Source organism: Paenibacillus sp. FSL P4-0081 (genome assembly GCF_000758565.1).
In the GTDB taxonomy this organism is placed as follows: domain Bacteria; phylum Bacillota; class Bacilli; order Paenibacillales; family Paenibacillaceae; genus Paenibacillus_AQ; species Paenibacillus_AQ phytohabitans.
Genome location: NZ_CP009280.1, coordinates 7,455,426 through 7,469,851 on the forward strand (window position 1 = coordinate 7,455,426; position 14,426 = coordinate 7,469,851).

Consider the following 14,426-nt stretch of genomic DNA (forward strand, 5'->3'; position numbering starts at 1 on the left):
CATGATAAAAGCCCTTCTCTCCGACCCATCCGCAGGAATGGACAGGGAAGCTGAAGGGCTTTTGTGCGTTGATGCTCGAGTATAGGCAGGTCTGCACCCGGCATTTACGGCAGATCAATCAGGATGAACTCTGCATCTCCGCCATTGCTTGTCCCTTTAATCGTCAGATCACAGCTCTTGCGGATACGCGCCGCATCTCCCTGCTGAAGCTGAAACACGCCGTCTGAGCAGCTAATCTCCAGATTCCCGGAAATCAGATAAATATGAGTGCGCCGCTCCTCTTGCTGCGGGTAATGCAGCTCCCGGTTCGTCTGCAGAAGGGACAAATAGACCGTAACATCCTCGCCCAGCTTAAGCGCTCCCTTGTCCGCTGATCCGGAAGCCACCGGAAGCAGGTTGTTCAGCTTAAGCTCGTCCGGAAAGAATCTTGCGTCCCACCTCGGCGTCATTCCCGGACGGTCCGGCAGCAGCCAGATTTGCAAGAAACGGACATTCGAGCTTAGGGACGGATTCGTCTCCGAATGATTGATGCCTGTACCCGCGCTCATCATCTGTACACTTCCGGCCTGCAGATCCGCATGATTACCAAGATCATCCTGATGCTTCAGGACTCCGGAAACTACATAAGTAATAATCTCCAGATCATGATGCGGATGCTCATGCATGCCTTGCTCCGGCTTCAATTCATTGTCGTTATGGGCCAGCAGTGCGCCAAAGTGGGCATTGCTGGGGTCATCGTAATCGGCAAAAGAAAAGCTGAATTCACTGTGTATCCATTCTCTATTCGAAGTATGACGCTCTGCTGATGTGACTACTTTAATCATAAACTTTGCACCTCCATAGATGTTGGAACCTTCACCATATCTTAAACAGGGGATAAATGCTCCTTATATGAGATGTATATAGGCGCTGTGATTTAGTATCTCTTACCCCCTTCCTTTCTTCATCAATCAACCGTTTGTAAAGCCGTAAATGTGGCCGTTTATATATAGAAAAGACCCTTTATTGCCGGGATGCTCCCCTATACTCCGGCAATCTTTCCCATGCTCACCAACTGTTTCAGTATATACCCCTACGTTTATATACGAAGTAAGATACTTCAGGCTATCCTGAATTTGAATGACGGCAGGCAGCATAGCAGCCGGAGTTCAAATCATAATAATCTAATGAGGAGTGATTGGTGATGAACAAGGCAGAAACGGAATATCCAGTAGAAAGCGGCGGCACATTTTTCAAGGGAATTTTCATAGGCGGTCTGCTTGGGGCTGCGGCGGCACTGTTGTTCGCACCGAAACCCGGTCGTGAAATGCGCAGTGATTTGTCGGACAAGCTCTCGATTGCCACTGACAAAACCAAAGAGGTTGCAGGAGCCGTAACAGACAAGACCAAAACGCTGGCAACTACAGTCAGCGAAAAAGCAACCGATCTGGCAGGTACAGTATCTGCTAAAGCCTCCGACATCTTCACAACGGTCAGCGACAGCAAACAACAAATTGCTGCTACATTGTCGGAAACAGGCAAGAAGATTGGTGAAACTGTAAGCGAAGCCTCCAAGGATGTGGCTGGTGACGTTAAAGACGCTTCCAAGGATGTCACGGATGAAGCTAAAGACTCCTCTAAAGAGGTAGCCGACAAGGCTAAAGATGCTTCCAAAGACATAGCTGATGAAGCTAAGGATGCTAAAGAGGAAGTTAAATCCTCTTACAAGTCCAATTATTAAAAACGGCGATATACGGCCTTTTTAGGCAGTACAAGAGAGCAGCCAGCTCGCCGTAGCTGGCTGCTCTCTATTTATGCATGCCTTTTTTAGGCTTATAGGCCCACACTAAGCCGAAATGGATTATACCCTCATATTCTCAATAAAGCCTGTTCCAGGCTATAGAAAGCAGGTACGCCTTATGGGAGAAGCGGACACCAGAACTAAAGCTTATGAAGTTGATGAGCATCCCTTCGAGCTGCGGCATGAGGTCAAACGCTTGAATGCACGGCTCGACAAAATCGCAGATTCACTCGAAAAATCAGAATTCAAGGATATTCTGGAGAATTATACGGACCCCAAGAAGCGGATCATTACCAATCTGATGGCCGGCGTATCCAGAGGCCTGGGGCTTTCCCTTGGTACGTTCGTGATCCTCGGTTTATTGGGCTATATTCTTAGTTTGTTTCTTGATGTGCCGGTTATCGGGGAATATCTTGGAGAAATCAAAAAGTATATTGATGCCAACAGCTAAGTGAATTTCCCGCTCACCCCTCCTGCAGCCTACTCCGCCAGAATAGACTGCAGGAGGGGTGTTGCTCGTGGAACTACGGGAGATTATTCCTGCCTACAGCAAAACAAGCCCTATCCCGGCGGGGAAGGGCTTGTCCTGCTATTCAATATAAAGGCATACTTCTTAAGCTTAATAAGAGGAGTTAGCCATAATCTGCTTCAGCTTCTCGGTAGCACGCTTCTGTATGCGGGAAACACTCATCTGCGATACCCCAAGCTTCTGGGCGATGGCACGCTGTGACTGGCCATCCTGGAAGGCCAGCAGCAGCACCTGCTGTTCCTGCTCCTTCAGCTGTCCCAGAGCCTGCTGGAGATCCATGCGCTTCTCCACAGTCTCATAGTCATTGGCGTCAGAGCTGATCAATTCGCCGAGTGTAGCACCCGTCTCTTCCTGTGAGAGCGGTGAATCCAGGGAGACATAATGATAACATTCCCTGCCGGCCAGTACTTCTACAGTTTCTTCCACGGTAAGATCCAGATAATGGGCAATTTCTTCCACTGCAGGGGAACGTTCCAATCGAATGGTAAGTTCATCAATGGCCTGCTGTACAAGTGCTCCTTTTTCTTTGATCCGTCTTGGAACCTGTATGTACCAGGATTTATCACGCAGGAAATTCTTCATATGTCCGATCATGCTTTTCATAGCATAGGGCTCAAAAGGTATCCCCAGGCTAATATCATACTGCTGCAACAGCCGGATCAGCGCCATTTGTCCCACTTGATACAGATCTTCATAAAGATCCGGACGGTTACGGGCAATTTTGCCGGCTGCCATCTTCACCATGGGCTCGTACTTACGGATGAGCACTGTAGCTATTTCATTGTCTTTCGTCTGCTGGTATTCCCAGATCAGGCTTACTGCTTCATTCATGGACTCTGGGGGAGTCACTTTGTCGTTCATACTTTCTCCTCGCTGTAATTAAGCCGCTTAGTCAGGGTAACGACTGTCCCTTTCCCTGCTTCGCTAACGACGCTAACGTCATCCATAAGCGCCTGCATTAAATAAAATCCCAGTCCGCCCACCTGAACATCATTCAGCTCCTTGTCATGCAGCGTCATACGTTCATCGGACGAATCCAAACCGTCAAAGCTCTCCCCCTCATCTTTGACAGTAATGGACAAAGCACTTGATCCTACTTCAAAGATTACATCAACCAAACCGTCTTCCTGCCCGTAAGCATAAAGCACGGAGTTGTTACAGGCTTCCGAGACTGCTACCTTCATATCCTCAATATCTTCATAAGTGAAACCCATCTTAGAGGCAATGCCATATAAATTAAGTCTGACGATATCGACATATTCTGCACTGGCGGGTAACTGAAGAACTACTCTTTGCACGTCATCACTCATCCTTAGTTCGATCCTTTCCTAGTGGGAATTCTCTTGGGGGGCAAAAAACTTGGAAATGCCGGTCATATCAAACAATTTCTGTATTTGTGGAGGAACTTCCTCAACGGCAAATTTAACTTCCATTCCGTGTCTTGCTTTGAGAATCGACAACAAAATCCCGATTCCTGTGCTGTCAATGTATCTCAAATCCTTAAGATTAATCACGAGATCAAGTCCCGTATCTCCCACTAGGGGTTCCATGACCAGACGGAAATCAGGAGCCACAGACAAATCGAGCTCTCCAATCAGATAAACGGTGCATACTGTGCCTTCTGTTTCGGTTTTTGCGTGGAACTTTTCGCTTTTATGTGTATTCATAGACAACTCTCCTGATAAATGTTTTCTTTACCAATAACCCTAATGGAACACTGTTGAAACAACAATTGGGACTTAACGGCTGTGGTAATTACTGGATCATGCATTAAAAAGTGAGGCATTCCGCTGGGCAGCGGGGTTATCCTTGACAGAATACCGGGAAATAATCTGCTTGATGCTGCTTAGCTTGAGCGGTTTGCTGATATAACCGTCCATTCCGGCAGCGGTGCAGCGATTCTGGATGCCCTCCATGACATTCGCAGTCATGGCAATAATAATGGTCTTGTCCGGGGAACCGCCGCTGTCCTCGCGAATCCTGGAGGTTGCTGTCAGCCCGTCCATCACCGGCATCTGCAGATCCATGAATATAAAATCGTAAGCAGAGTTCCGGGCCATCTCTACAGCCTGGCTGCCATCCTCGGCAACCTCGGCATTATAGCCAAGCTTGTCCAGCATGCTTACCATCAGTCGCTGGTTGATCGGATGGTCATCCACGACAAGCACCTTGCTGCGCCAATGCCGGTCAATCACTTTCCCCGCACTCTGTTCCTCCTGGCAGTTGCCTGCCAGTTCATCCTCCGGGACAGCTACCTGTATCGTGAATACGAATGTAGCTCCCTTCTCTTCCATCGACTCCACACGGATATCTCCGCCCATCATCCCAACAAGCGACTTACAGATGGCGAGCCCCAGGCCTGTCCCTCCGTATTTGCGGGTCATGGATGAATCAAGCTGAGAGAAGGGCTGGAACAGCCGGTCACATTTCTCCGGTGAAATTCCAATGCCTGTATCTTTCACTGTAAATTCCACTACCAGTTTATTATCAGCTGTAGGCACGCTGGACGCAACCAAATATACGCCGCCCTGGTTGGTAAATTTGACCGCATTGGCCACCAGATTAATTAATACCTGGCGCAAACGGGCCATATCCCCGTAAATGAGCTTGGGCAGCTTCTGGTCGATGAAATAAGCCAGCTCCAGATTCTTTTTGCCTGCTTCGGCAGAAAATAAGCTAAACACCTCTTGGATGGTGGTTTGTAGCTCAAACAACTGCTCTTCCATTTCCATTTTGCCTGATTCCATCTTGGTGAAATCAAGGATATCGTTAATGACCGTAATCAGGGTATCCGCACTTTTGCGGATAATCTCCGTATATTCCTTCTGCTCAGGAGCAAGCTCCGTCTCCATCAGAAGATCGATCATGCCTACTACCCCGTTCATCGGCGTACGGATCTCATGGCTCATCATCGCGAGGAATTCGGTCTTGGCATTAGCGGCAATTTCCGCCTCTTCCTTGGCTTTGACCAGTTCCCCGTTAATCCGCTCGAGTTCCTGCGTCTTCTGCTGCAGCAGCATAGACTGAAGCTGCTGCTTCTTGCTGGTCAGATACATGTTAACAAAGCCTTCGATCTTGGACTTCAGGATCTGTGGAATAAATGGTTTGACCATATAATCAATGGCACCGGCAGAATAACCCGCGAACAGATGCTCCGCCTCCTTGCTGTTGGCAGAGATAAATATGATCGGAATATCCTTGGTTTTCTCTCTGGCTTTGATTAATTTGGCGGTTTCGATTCCGTCCATACCCGGCATCTGCACGTCCAGTACGATAACTGCAAATTCATATCTTAATAAGCACCGCAGTGCTTCTTCACCAGAATTGGCTTTGACAAGCTTGTAATGCTGACTCTCAAGCACTGCTTCCAGTGCCAGCAGATTCTCGGGACGGTCGTCAACCAGCAGTATATGAATCGGTTCCTGAACCCCCATAGGCCCCTCCTTACCCGCTACTTATTCTTGCGGTATATTTTTTCCACCCTGTCCAAAGCTTCGTAGCTGTCACTGTATTTCGTGAAATGAATGGATTCCTTGGAACCAAGGACCAGCACTCCAAACCGGCTGAGACTTTCGTGGAATAAGCCATGAACATGATCGCGGAGCTCATCGTTGAAATAGATCATTACGTTGCGGCAAAAAATAACATTAAATTCATTAAATGAAGTGTCTGTCGCCAGATTATGCTCGGCAAAAATAATATTCTTGCGCAAGTAAGGCTGCAGAATCACTGAATTATACTTTGCAGTGTAGTATTCCGAGAACGCGCGTGTACCGCCCGCCTCCAGATAATTCTTGGTATATTGCTTCATCTTCCCGATCTCATACACGCCTTCTTTGGCCTGCTGCAGGGAACGGGCGTTCATATCCGTTGCATAAATCCGTGCCTTGTCGTAAAGCCCTTCCTCATGCAGCATAATAGCCATGGAATATACCTCTTCGCCTGTGGAACAGCCGGCATGCCAGATCCGGATATACGGATAGGTCCGCAGCAGGGGGACCACCTTCTGCCTGAAGGTCAGGAAGAGTCCCGGATCACGGAACATTTCCGTTACAGGGATCGAAAGACTGTATACAAACCGTTCAAAGCAGGCACGGTCATGCAGCACTTTCTCCTGCAGGGCGGATATGCTGGGCACATTCTCGGCATGGACATGATGCCAGATACGCCGTTTCAATGAAGGCAGCGCATAATTCCTGAAGTCATATCCATATAGACGGTGTACCCCGCTAAGAAGCAGCTCAATTTCAATCTGTTCAAGCTCCTGTTTGCTCCCTGCCTGAATAGCCTGCTCCTCATATCCGCGATCCATAGCTGTCATTGTTATCAATACTCCCTTGCCTAAGCCTTATTTCCGGACTCGTTCCAAATGGTACTGTATAGCTATTACCCCGAAATCGCCCTTACGAATACAACCAGACACGCATTAAGGAAAGAAGCTGATCTGTACTGATCGGTTTCTTCATATAATCGGACGCTCCGGCCTCAATACACTTCGCCCGGTCCTCCTTCATCGCCTTGGCCGTAAGTGCAATAATCGGCAATTTCTGGTACTGCGGCATTTGCCGGATACGGCGCATCGCTTCATAGCCGTCCATTTCCGGCATCATCATATCCATAAGCACCAGATCATAATCCGTCTGCTCCACCAGCATATCTATGGCCTCCCGCCCATTCTCGGCGAACTTCACTTCCATGTGATACCCTTCGAGAACACTGGAGAGGGCAAAGACGTTTCGGATATCATCATCAACGAGCAATATTTTTTTGCCGTCGAACAATTCTTCTTTATTGTGCAGCTTTTGCAGAATTTTACGCTTATCTTCCGGAAGATTAGCCTCTACCCGGTGCAGGAACAGCGTAGTTTCATCCAGCAGCCGTTCCGGCGAGCGGACATCCTTGATAATGATCGATTCCGCATATTTACGCAGCTGTGTCTCTTCTTTGCTGTCCAGATCTTTACCGGTGTAAATAATGATCGGCAGATCATTCAGCTCTTCATCGTCCCGGATCTGATCCAGCAGCTCGAACCCGGTCATATCCTCCAGCATAAGATCGAGGACCATACAGTCGTACCTCTGCTTGCGCAGCTCGCCCAGGGCTTCATGGCCGGTGGAAACCGCAGTAATGGCTACATCATCATGCCCGATAAGCTCCATGATGGATCGGCGCTGGATATCATCATCTTCTACAATGAGCAGATGCTTAAGTGTGCTGGCGGTGTAGTTCTCAATCTGCGAGAATGCCCGGTCCAGCGCTTCGCGGGAAGAAGGCTTTCTTAGGTAGGCCATCGCGCCCATCATGAGGCCCTGCTTAATCTCATCGTTCACGGAAATCACATGCACAGGGATATGCCGGGTCTGGGATGCACCCTTAAGTTCCCTGAGTATGGACCAGCCGTCCATGACGGGCAGCTGGATATCGAGAATAATCGCGTCAGGCAAATAGGTCTTGGCCATCTGCAGGCCGGTATCTCCCTGAAGAGCCACCAGTCCCTTGAAGCCGCGGCCGCGGGCCATGCCGAGCAGTATCTTGGCAAAGCTCTCGTCATCCTCGATAATGAGCAGAACCTTGTCGCCGGCGGTCAGCGATTCGCGGTCGTCCTCAACAATAACCGGCACGAGGGGCGTAGGGGTCACATCGCCGGTTTCATCCCATGAACGTTCGTCCCGGTATTCTTCAAGCGTCGCCGCATCCCGTGCAGCGGCTGCTTCTGCCACTCCCGGCAGCAGGCTGTAATTCCCTTTGACCGGCAGGTACAAGGTGAAGATGCTTCCTTGTCCTTCGCGCGATTCCAGTCCAATTGCCCCGCCCATCAGACGGGCCAGCTCGCGGCTGATCGACAGACCTAGACCTGTGCCCCCATACTTGCGGCTGGTTGTCCCGTCGACCTGCTGGAAAGCCTCAAAGACAATATCCATCTTGTCAGACGGGATGCCGATTCCGCTATCCTTGACGGACAGTGCAATGTATTCAAATTCATGCGGCAGATAGGAAGGCAGCTGCTTGGTGTCCGCCCGGCTGACGGAGAACTCCACATGTCCTTCGCTGGTAAATTTGAACGCATTGGACAAGAGATTGCGGAGCACCTGCTTCAGTCTGTGGCTGTCCGTGAACACATGGTCCGGCAGCGGCTCTTCGAAGGATAAGCGCAGCGACAGCCCCTTCTTACTGGCCAACGGCGCAAAGTTCTGCTTCACGAAGGTCTTTAGCTCCGTAAGCGGAATCTCTTCGTAATTGAGCTCCATTTTGCCGGCATCCACCTTGGACAAATCGAGGATCTCATCTATCATCTTGAGCAGGTCCGCACCTGACATATAGATGGTATGGGCGAATTCCACCTGCTTGTCGCTCAGATTCCCTTCTTTATTCTCCGTAAGAAGCTGAGACAGGATTAACAGGCTGTTCAGCGGCGTCCGCAGCTCATGGGACATATTCGCCAGGAACTCAGATTTGTATTTGCTGGTCACCGCAAGCTGCATCGCCTGCTTCTCAAGCTGGACGCGGGCCTGCTCAATCTCATCCTTCTTCTCTTCGACCTCCTGCACCTGCTCCTGCAGCGCATGGGTCTTGGCGACCAGTTCCGTATTATAATGCTCCAGCTCTCCCTGCTGGCGCTGCAGCAGCTCCTCGGAACGCTTCAGCGCATCTGTCTGTTCCTCAAGATTCTCGTTGGAACGGCGGAGTTCTTCCTGCTGGGTCTGCAGTTCCTCTGACTGGCATTGCAGCTCTTCTGTGAGCGCCTGCGATTCCCGCAGCAGCTCTTCAACGACAAGCCTGCGGCTGATATTATTCAGAATGATACCCAAATTATTCGATAGCTGATGAAGCAGCTCATTCTGCAGCACCGAGAAAGGAGTAAAGGAAGCGAATTCCACTACCCCCATAAGCTCATCTTCAAATAAAAGCGGATGGATGGAAATGTAACCCGGATGCGATTCCCCGAATCCGGAGGAAACGGAAATATAGTTATCCGGTGCCTCTGTCAGCTTGATCGGCAGCTTGTCCAAGGCACTCTGCCCGACCAGCCCCTGACCGATCTCGAAGCTCTCCTTCGGTTTGATGCCTTCCTCACCGGCATAGAAAGCGCTGCTGACCAGCAGGTTCGGATTATTCTGATCCTTCAAATATACAGCACCGTACTGGGCTCCCAGCACAGGTGTGAACTCACTGATAAAAGTCTGCGATACCTGATCCAGTGAACTGACTCCGCGCAGCAGCTCCGTTACCCGGGCTATGTTCGCATTCAGCCAAGCCTGATCACTCTGCGCCTGGGCATAGGATTTCTCAAGCTGCTGTTTCTGCTCAATATCCTCAGCCATCTGCTGGAACACGCGGGCTACATCACCAATCTCATCTTTGGATTTGACCTTGATCCGCCGGATCGCCCGCATCTTGCCGTTACCAAAGCTGGTAATCATCATGGATACGACACTCAGACCGCGCGTAATACTCGGGATAACCCACAGGATCACCCCAAGCCCCAGCAGCAGTCCCACAATCATAATCAGGGTTACCATCTGAATCGAACGCTCGGAGGCCTCCTTGGCTTTGGCGGTCTCATCGGTCATCCGGAAGGCATTATAATCGGAAAGTGCGTTCAGACTGTTCAGCACCTCGTTCTGGATATCTTGTCCTTCTGTATTACGGTAAGTATTGGCATTCTGGAAGTACCCGGCAGTCAGCATCTCCAGCACTTTATTCTGATAATTCTTATACGCAGAATAAGAAGCCTCAATCCGCGATAACAGCTGTAATTCTTCTGTGGTCTTCATGGAGTCCTGTATATTCTTCAGATGATCCTCGGCTTTGAGCACCTTGCTGTTAATTTCCGCCTTCTGTGCATCCACAGAGAGTGTATCCGCGTTAAGCATCGAGGTGGTTAAAATCCGTGCCATATCATTCACTTCACCGCGAAGCCCTGAAGAGGAGCGGCCTTTGCTGTATCTCTCCTGGAAGCTGTCAAGCTGTCCGCTCATATAATGTAGCCGGTCATACCCGATCATGGTAAGAGCCAGCATAATGGCCAGCATGGCACTGAAGCCGATTAGCAGTTTAGCCTTTATTTTCATTCCCTATCTGTCCCTTTCTTCAGCGAAATCCATACCAGACACTTGTCGTCATCGCGCTCCTGATTCACAGGCTCATTCAGGAAAGCAGTGCGCATAACTTCTTCCTGCCAGTCATGACCGGCATTCAAATGCCCGATCATGAATTCGAGCTGTTCTGCCTGCTCTCCCTGGACCATCTCCAGCAAGCCGTCTGTAAACAGCACCAGATGTCCTTCTTCCTCATAGCTGAGGCTCTGCGGCTGGATATCAATCCGGTCAAACAGCCCGACCGGGTGGCAGTTGCTCTCCAGCAGAACCGGGGTCTTGGCCTCTCCTTCGAAGAGCAGCGCCGGCGGATGTCCGGCATTCACATAATCAATCCGCTTCATCCGTGTATCAATGACAAGATAGATTGCCGTGAAGTAATACTGGACCAGCTGCTTCTCAATATAGAGCTGGTTGAAACGCCTGTTGAGTTCTTGAATAACCTTCTCCGGCTCCACATAGGTAGTCACGGTATCCTTCAATACCGAGGCCAGGAACATACAGAACAGCGATGAAGAAATCCCGTGTCCCATCATATCCAGCAGAATGACAGCATAACGCCCGTCACCCAGCGGATACCAGGCGTATAAGTCACCGGCCAGCTCAAAGGACGGCTGATAAATGGCATGCACCTCAAACGTTTCCTCGGTAAGCGGCAAGCTGAGTACTGCATTCTGCACTAAGGCAGCCAGCTTCAGCTCATCCTGGATGCGCTGATCCCGCTCCTTATGCCAATCCTTCTCGCGTTTCAGCCGCAGGGCCAGACGGATGCGGGCCATCAGCTCCACCTTGTTAATCGGTTTCGTAACATAATCTACGGCACCTGCATCCAGTGCTTCTGCGAGCTTCTTGGAATCTCCCACAGCGGTGACCATAATAATGGGAATGTCCTTCAGATGCTCATATTGCTGAACCACACGGCATGCCTCAATCCCGTCCATCTCCGGCATCATCATATCCAGCAGTATCAAATCGATATCCGACTGCTTAGGTCGCTTCTCATCACTGCCAGAACCCACACCGAGCAGCTTCAACATATCTTTAGCGGACGAAGCCGTTATAAAATTCCGGTAATCTTCTTTTTTCAGGATTTCACGGATAATGATTACATTGGTCGGATTGTCATCTACGATTAAAATTCTCAAGCTCCCTCACCTCACACGAATAGTATTAGGACCGTAAAACCTGTAATTCTATCACTCTATCATACGATATTTGAACGGCCTGTTTCCATATATCAAGATATTGGAAGAGAATCAGGCCCTCGTCTTCAACAAAGTAACCTCCAGCCCCACTGCTTGTAGTGGGGCTGGAGGTTACGCTATTGGACTATAGAGGTCACAGAAAGCTGACCGGCAATTATTTCGGATTTCTTTTGGCGATAACGAGAACTTTGCCCAGATCGAGCTCCTTCTCATAAAATGCCGCTTCCGCCGCACTGAAGCCGAGCGAAGTAATCTTGAACCGGAGAGCATCGCCGCGTGAACGGAAAAGGTTAGCAATCGCACCAAATAATCCTTCTTCGCTAAGCCCGACCTCATTCACGTCTGCAGCATCCACGATACGGCCTTCACGGTCTTCATCGTGACTGATCACGTAGAGGTCATCTCTTGTATAGCCGGTGCTACGCAGCCGATTCACTTCTTCTATCGCCTGAACACCATTCTCCAGCAACTTGGCATATGCCTGAGTACCGATTGAATCCATGAAATCACTCTCCTTGTATTGTTTAAGAGGGCAACGCAGGTAAAAGATGACTGAGCATTCATTAACCTGAATTGCCGCCCTTGAAACAGCCTCAGAAAGAATTTCCGTCAAATAAATCAATACCCTCCCATTGTCCGGTGTTCATATTGCGGTAGACTTTGAGCGCTGCACTTCCTCTTATATATACATCGCCGTCCTCGGCTTCAAAATCCGGGGCCCCTAATGTCTCCTGCAGGCTGGAAGTTACCGGATTCAGCTCCTGACCGTTAAGATTCAGGCCGAATTGTTCTGCCTGGGAAGGTGAAGCATGTACATAGAGGACAACACCCTCACAAACACCGGCGGAGACGTCAGCATATTGATATTCAAGGCAATCTCCCCAAGGGTCCGGAGTAATCTCAGGCGGGATACCTTTGGTCTGCAGCAGCGCTTCTTCCGGCATATACAGGGTAACCCCCGCCAGAGACTCGAAACTGCTTATGTAGGGAACTGTATTGACACTATGCTCGAATGCGAGCCTTACCGGCGGTTGCACGGTTGCCGAAGAAGCGGCAGGGACAGTCTCAGCTTGCGGCGGAATGGTGATAAAGGGAGAAAGCAGACTAAGCAAAAGAATAACGATTTTCATATAAACTCCCGCCTCTCATAAGCTGTAATTGCCCTTGGCCTGAACCCTGCGCTACTTAACCTGATTAATGGCGGAACTTCTGCCAGATGGCGGCTGCAGCATCCACGCCCTTAAGCGCTGTTGCTATTTTACCCTTGGACTTGCTTTCGTTTACCGCTTCGTAGGATTGAATCGTTCTTTCTTCGGACGGAGTAAGCGGAACTTCTGCAATAGATACGGATTTGGCCTTATCCTTCAGTTCACGTGATTTGCGGAATTTCTCAATGACGGTTACCGATACCTGCTTCACGGTCAGTGTCAGTTCATTCATTACATCACCGAGGTTCTTCACAGAATCGACAATAGGATCAATCTTCTGAATTTTGCCCTGAACATCGGCAGTGATATCGTTGGCATGTCTGACCGTTGTTTTCACTTCATACGTAAGCTCATCAATGGTCTTTTGCACTTCCTGCAGAGTCTGACTGACCTTGTCGAGGGATTCCTTCGCTGATTTCAAGGTTTTAATTAAGAAGAATACGAGGACTGCGAATGCAACAGCAACTAGTGCTACGCTAAGTTCAATGATCATTTCCATAACCCCTTCCGAATGTCTTATAATGTCGTTTGCTCTGCCTGTTACTGCATAGTTACCCTTACGGAATTAGGCCGAAACAAATTGTCAAGCGCCTTAAAGACCATCCCCTTCTGTTTGTTTCAAAATGATAGGCACCGTTTAAACAATGACTACATCACCACACAGAAAGGATGACATCTCATGTTAAGATGGTCAGTAATTCTGCTGGTAGTTGCTCTGATTGCCGGTATCTTCGGTTTCTTCAATATCGTGGCAGCCGCTGTAGGTATTGCCAAAGTATTGTTCTACATCTTCCTCGTTCTCTTCATTGTTTCGCTCTTTATGGGACGCAGAGGAAGATCAATGTAGTCATTCATTCCGCTAACTGCAACCCAAGCATTGCTGTAGAGCCTGAGGCTTCCACGAGAAGCCCCGGGCTTATTTCTATTTATGCAACTTATTCCCGCTTGATATATCCTATTCACCCTTCAGAAAGTATAGGCCTTTCCTCTCAGGTTGTCACTTGCCCTCTGAATCATAAATACAAGGCCGCCCCGGCATAAAACAAAATTAAAATATTTCATTCCGATGTCTGGTTCATTACATACACTTTATGTTTACATGCTTATTAGCACAGCACGAACATGTTAAAGTACACTACTAAACCAAAATCAGGAGGAATCATCGATGAAAAAATTAGCCAGCTTAACAGTAGCAATGGGTCTTATGGCTTCCATAGCAGCAACCGCTTCTGCTGCTGAAGTAACAGGTACTACTACTACTACTACCACTACACCTACTTCTGATGCAGCAGTGTCTGTAACCGGAAGTACATACCTGGAGCCATTCGACACTGTAATCACTCCAGCAGACATCAAACTAGCGACTCCTCAGATTATCCTGACCAAGATCACTGCCTTCCACCTTTCCGTGGGCAGCATGGCTCCTATCGGCTGGCTGGGTGCGCAGACTGTCGATACAACAGGTGTAATCATGACCGACACTTGGGGCAATGAGTGGAGAGAAGTATATACTTGGCTGGGCAAAGCTTGGCTCAAGGTTCCTGCTTCCGCTTATGTAATTACTCCATAAATACTTAACGATAAGCGAAGTCATAACAGCTGATGTGC

15 protein-coding genes are annotated in these 14,426 nt (G+C 49.2%); 4 read left to right on the plus strand and 11 right to left on the minus strand.

Features of this window, described 5'->3' with window-relative positions:
• Positions 1-104: 104 nt before the first annotated feature.
• Positions 105-824, minus strand: coding sequence for a pirin family protein (locus P40081_RS31655; RefSeq protein WP_042140006.1), 720 nt, complete (start codon positions 822-824; stop codon positions 105-107).
• Positions 825-1,183: 359 nt separating this feature from the next.
• Between P40081_RS31655 and P40081_RS40210 the strand changes: the two genes are divergently transcribed.
• Together P40081_RS40210 and P40081_RS31665 are read left to right on the plus strand one after the other, a co-directional pair.
• Positions 1,184-1,720 carry a YtxH domain-containing protein gene (locus P40081_RS40210; RefSeq protein ID WP_081970286.1) on the plus strand — a complete coding sequence of 179 codons (537 nt, stop codon included), beginning with the start codon at positions 1,184-1,186 and terminating at the stop codon, positions 1,718-1,720.
• A gap of 178 nt (positions 1,721-1,898) precedes the next feature.
• Positions 1,899-2,231: a DUF5665 domain-containing protein gene (locus P40081_RS31665; RefSeq protein ID WP_042140007.1), complete on the plus strand. Its 333-nt coding sequence runs from the start codon at positions 1,899-1,901 to the stop codon at positions 2,229-2,231.
• A gap of 168 nt (positions 2,232-2,399) precedes the next feature.
• Here the strand turns inward: P40081_RS31665 and P40081_RS31670 are convergent, their stop codons facing one another.
• The 10 genes from P40081_RS31670 to P40081_RS31715 form a co-directional block, all read right to left on the minus strand.
• Complete coding sequence (locus tag P40081_RS31670; protein ID WP_039309251.1) at positions 2,400-3,170, minus strand: sigma-70 family RNA polymerase sigma factor; 771 nt, start codon at positions 3,168-3,170, stop codon at positions 2,400-2,402.
• The gene (rsbW, locus tag P40081_RS31675) at positions 3,167-3,619 is read right to left on the minus strand and encodes an anti-sigma B factor RsbW (RefSeq protein WP_042140008.1); all 453 of its coding nucleotides are present in this window, start codon (positions 3,617-3,619) and stop codon (positions 3,167-3,169) included. Before rsbW ends, P40081_RS31670 begins: the two co-directional genes overlap by 4 nt.
• A gap of 18 nt (positions 3,620-3,637) precedes the next feature.
• Complete coding sequence (locus tag P40081_RS31680; RefSeq protein ID WP_039309255.1) at positions 3,638-3,976, minus strand: STAS domain-containing protein; 339 nt, start codon at positions 3,974-3,976, stop codon at positions 3,638-3,640.
• 96 nt (positions 3,977-4,072) lie between these two features.
• A complete protein-coding gene (locus P40081_RS31685; RefSeq protein ID WP_042140009.1) occupies positions 4,073-5,743 on the minus strand; it encodes a response regulator in 1,671 nt (556 codons plus the stop codon).
• Positions 5,744-5,760: 17 nt separating this feature from the next.
• A complete protein-coding gene (locus P40081_RS31690) occupies positions 5,761-6,630 on the minus strand; it encodes a CheR family methyltransferase (protein ID WP_042140010.1) in 870 nt (289 codons plus the stop codon).
• A gap of 82 nt (positions 6,631-6,712) precedes the next feature.
• Positions 6,713-10,381: a response regulator gene (locus P40081_RS31695; RefSeq protein ID WP_042140011.1), complete on the minus strand. Its 3,669-nt coding sequence runs from the start codon at positions 10,379-10,381 to the stop codon at positions 6,713-6,715.
• Complete coding sequence (locus P40081_RS31700) at positions 10,378-11,550, minus strand: SpoIIE family protein phosphatase (protein ID WP_042140012.1); 1,173 nt, start codon at positions 11,548-11,550, stop codon at positions 10,378-10,380. Before P40081_RS31700 ends, P40081_RS31695 begins: the two co-directional genes overlap by 4 nt.
• Before the next feature lie 214 nt (positions 11,551-11,764).
• Positions 11,765-12,112: a YflT domain-containing protein gene (locus tag P40081_RS31705; protein ID WP_042140013.1), complete on the minus strand. Its 348-nt coding sequence runs from the start codon at positions 12,110-12,112 to the stop codon at positions 11,765-11,767.
• Between the two features lie 91 nt (positions 12,113-12,203).
• A complete protein-coding gene (locus P40081_RS36850; protein WP_052422113.1) occupies positions 12,204-12,740 on the minus strand; it encodes a hypothetical protein in 537 nt (178 codons plus the stop codon).
• A 64-nt stretch (positions 12,741-12,804) separates the two neighbouring features.
• Positions 12,805-13,311: a DUF948 domain-containing protein gene (locus P40081_RS31715; RefSeq protein WP_039309267.1), complete on the minus strand. Its 507-nt coding sequence runs from the start codon at positions 13,309-13,311 to the stop codon at positions 12,805-12,807.
• Positions 13,312-13,497: 186 nt separating this feature from the next.
• Here P40081_RS31715 and P40081_RS38030 point away from each other — a divergent pair, with 186 nt between their 5' ends.
• Complete coding sequence (locus tag P40081_RS38030) at positions 13,498-13,665, plus strand: DUF1328 domain-containing protein (RefSeq protein ID WP_042140014.1); 168 nt, start codon at positions 13,498-13,500, stop codon at positions 13,663-13,665.
• A 318-nt stretch (positions 13,666-13,983) separates the two neighbouring features.
• Positions 13,984-14,388: a hypothetical protein gene (locus tag P40081_RS31725; protein WP_042140015.1), complete on the plus strand. Its 405-nt coding sequence runs from the start codon at positions 13,984-13,986 to the stop codon at positions 14,386-14,388.
• Positions 14,389-14,426: the final 38 nt, after the last annotated feature.

Coding starts and splice junctions, on each gene's coding strand:
- P40081_RS31655 (WP_042140006.1), bottom strand. CDS start 824: ATGATTAAAGTAGTCACATCAGCAGAGCGTCATACTTCGAATAGAGAA.
- P40081_RS40210 (WP_081970286.1), top strand. CDS start 1,184: ATGAACAAGGCAGAAACGGAATATCCAGTAGAAAGCGGCGGCACATTT.
- P40081_RS31665 (WP_042140007.1), top strand. CDS start 1,899: ATGGGAGAAGCGGACACCAGAACTAAAGCTTATGAAGTTGATGAGCAT.
- P40081_RS31670 (WP_039309251.1), bottom strand. CDS start 3,170: ATGAACGACAAAGTGACTCCCCCAGAGTCCATGAATGAAGCAGTAAGC.
- rsbW (WP_042140008.1), bottom strand. CDS start 3,619: ATGAGTGATGACGTGCAAAGAGTAGTTCTTCAGTTACCCGCCAGTGCA.
- P40081_RS31680 (WP_039309255.1), bottom strand. CDS start 3,976: ATGAATACACATAAAAGCGAAAAGTTCCACGCAAAAACCGAAACAGAA.
- P40081_RS31685 (WP_042140009.1), bottom strand. CDS start 5,743: ATGGGGGTTCAGGAACCGATTCATATACTGCTGGTTGACGACCGTCCC.
- P40081_RS31690 (WP_042140010.1), bottom strand. CDS start 6,630: ATGACAGCTATGGATCGCGGATATGAGGAGCAGGCTATTCAGGCAGGG.
- P40081_RS31695 (WP_042140011.1), bottom strand. CDS start 10,381: ATGAAAATAAAGGCTAAACTGCTAATCGGCTTCAGTGCCATGCTGGCC.
- P40081_RS31705 (WP_042140013.1), bottom strand. CDS start 12,112: ATGGATTCAATCGGTACTCAGGCATATGCCAAGTTGCTGGAGAATGGT.
- P40081_RS36850 (WP_052422113.1), bottom strand. CDS start 12,740: ATGAAAATCGTTATTCTTTTGCTTAGTCTGCTTTCTCCCTTTATCACC.
- P40081_RS31715 (WP_039309267.1), bottom strand. CDS start 13,311: ATGATCATTGAACTTAGCGTAGCACTAGTTGCTGTTGCATTCGCAGTC.
- P40081_RS38030 (WP_042140014.1), top strand. CDS start 13,498: ATGTTAAGATGGTCAGTAATTCTGCTGGTAGTTGCTCTGATTGCCGGT.
- P40081_RS31725 (WP_042140015.1), top strand. CDS start 13,984: ATGAAAAAATTAGCCAGCTTAACAGTAGCAATGGGTCTTATGGCTTCC.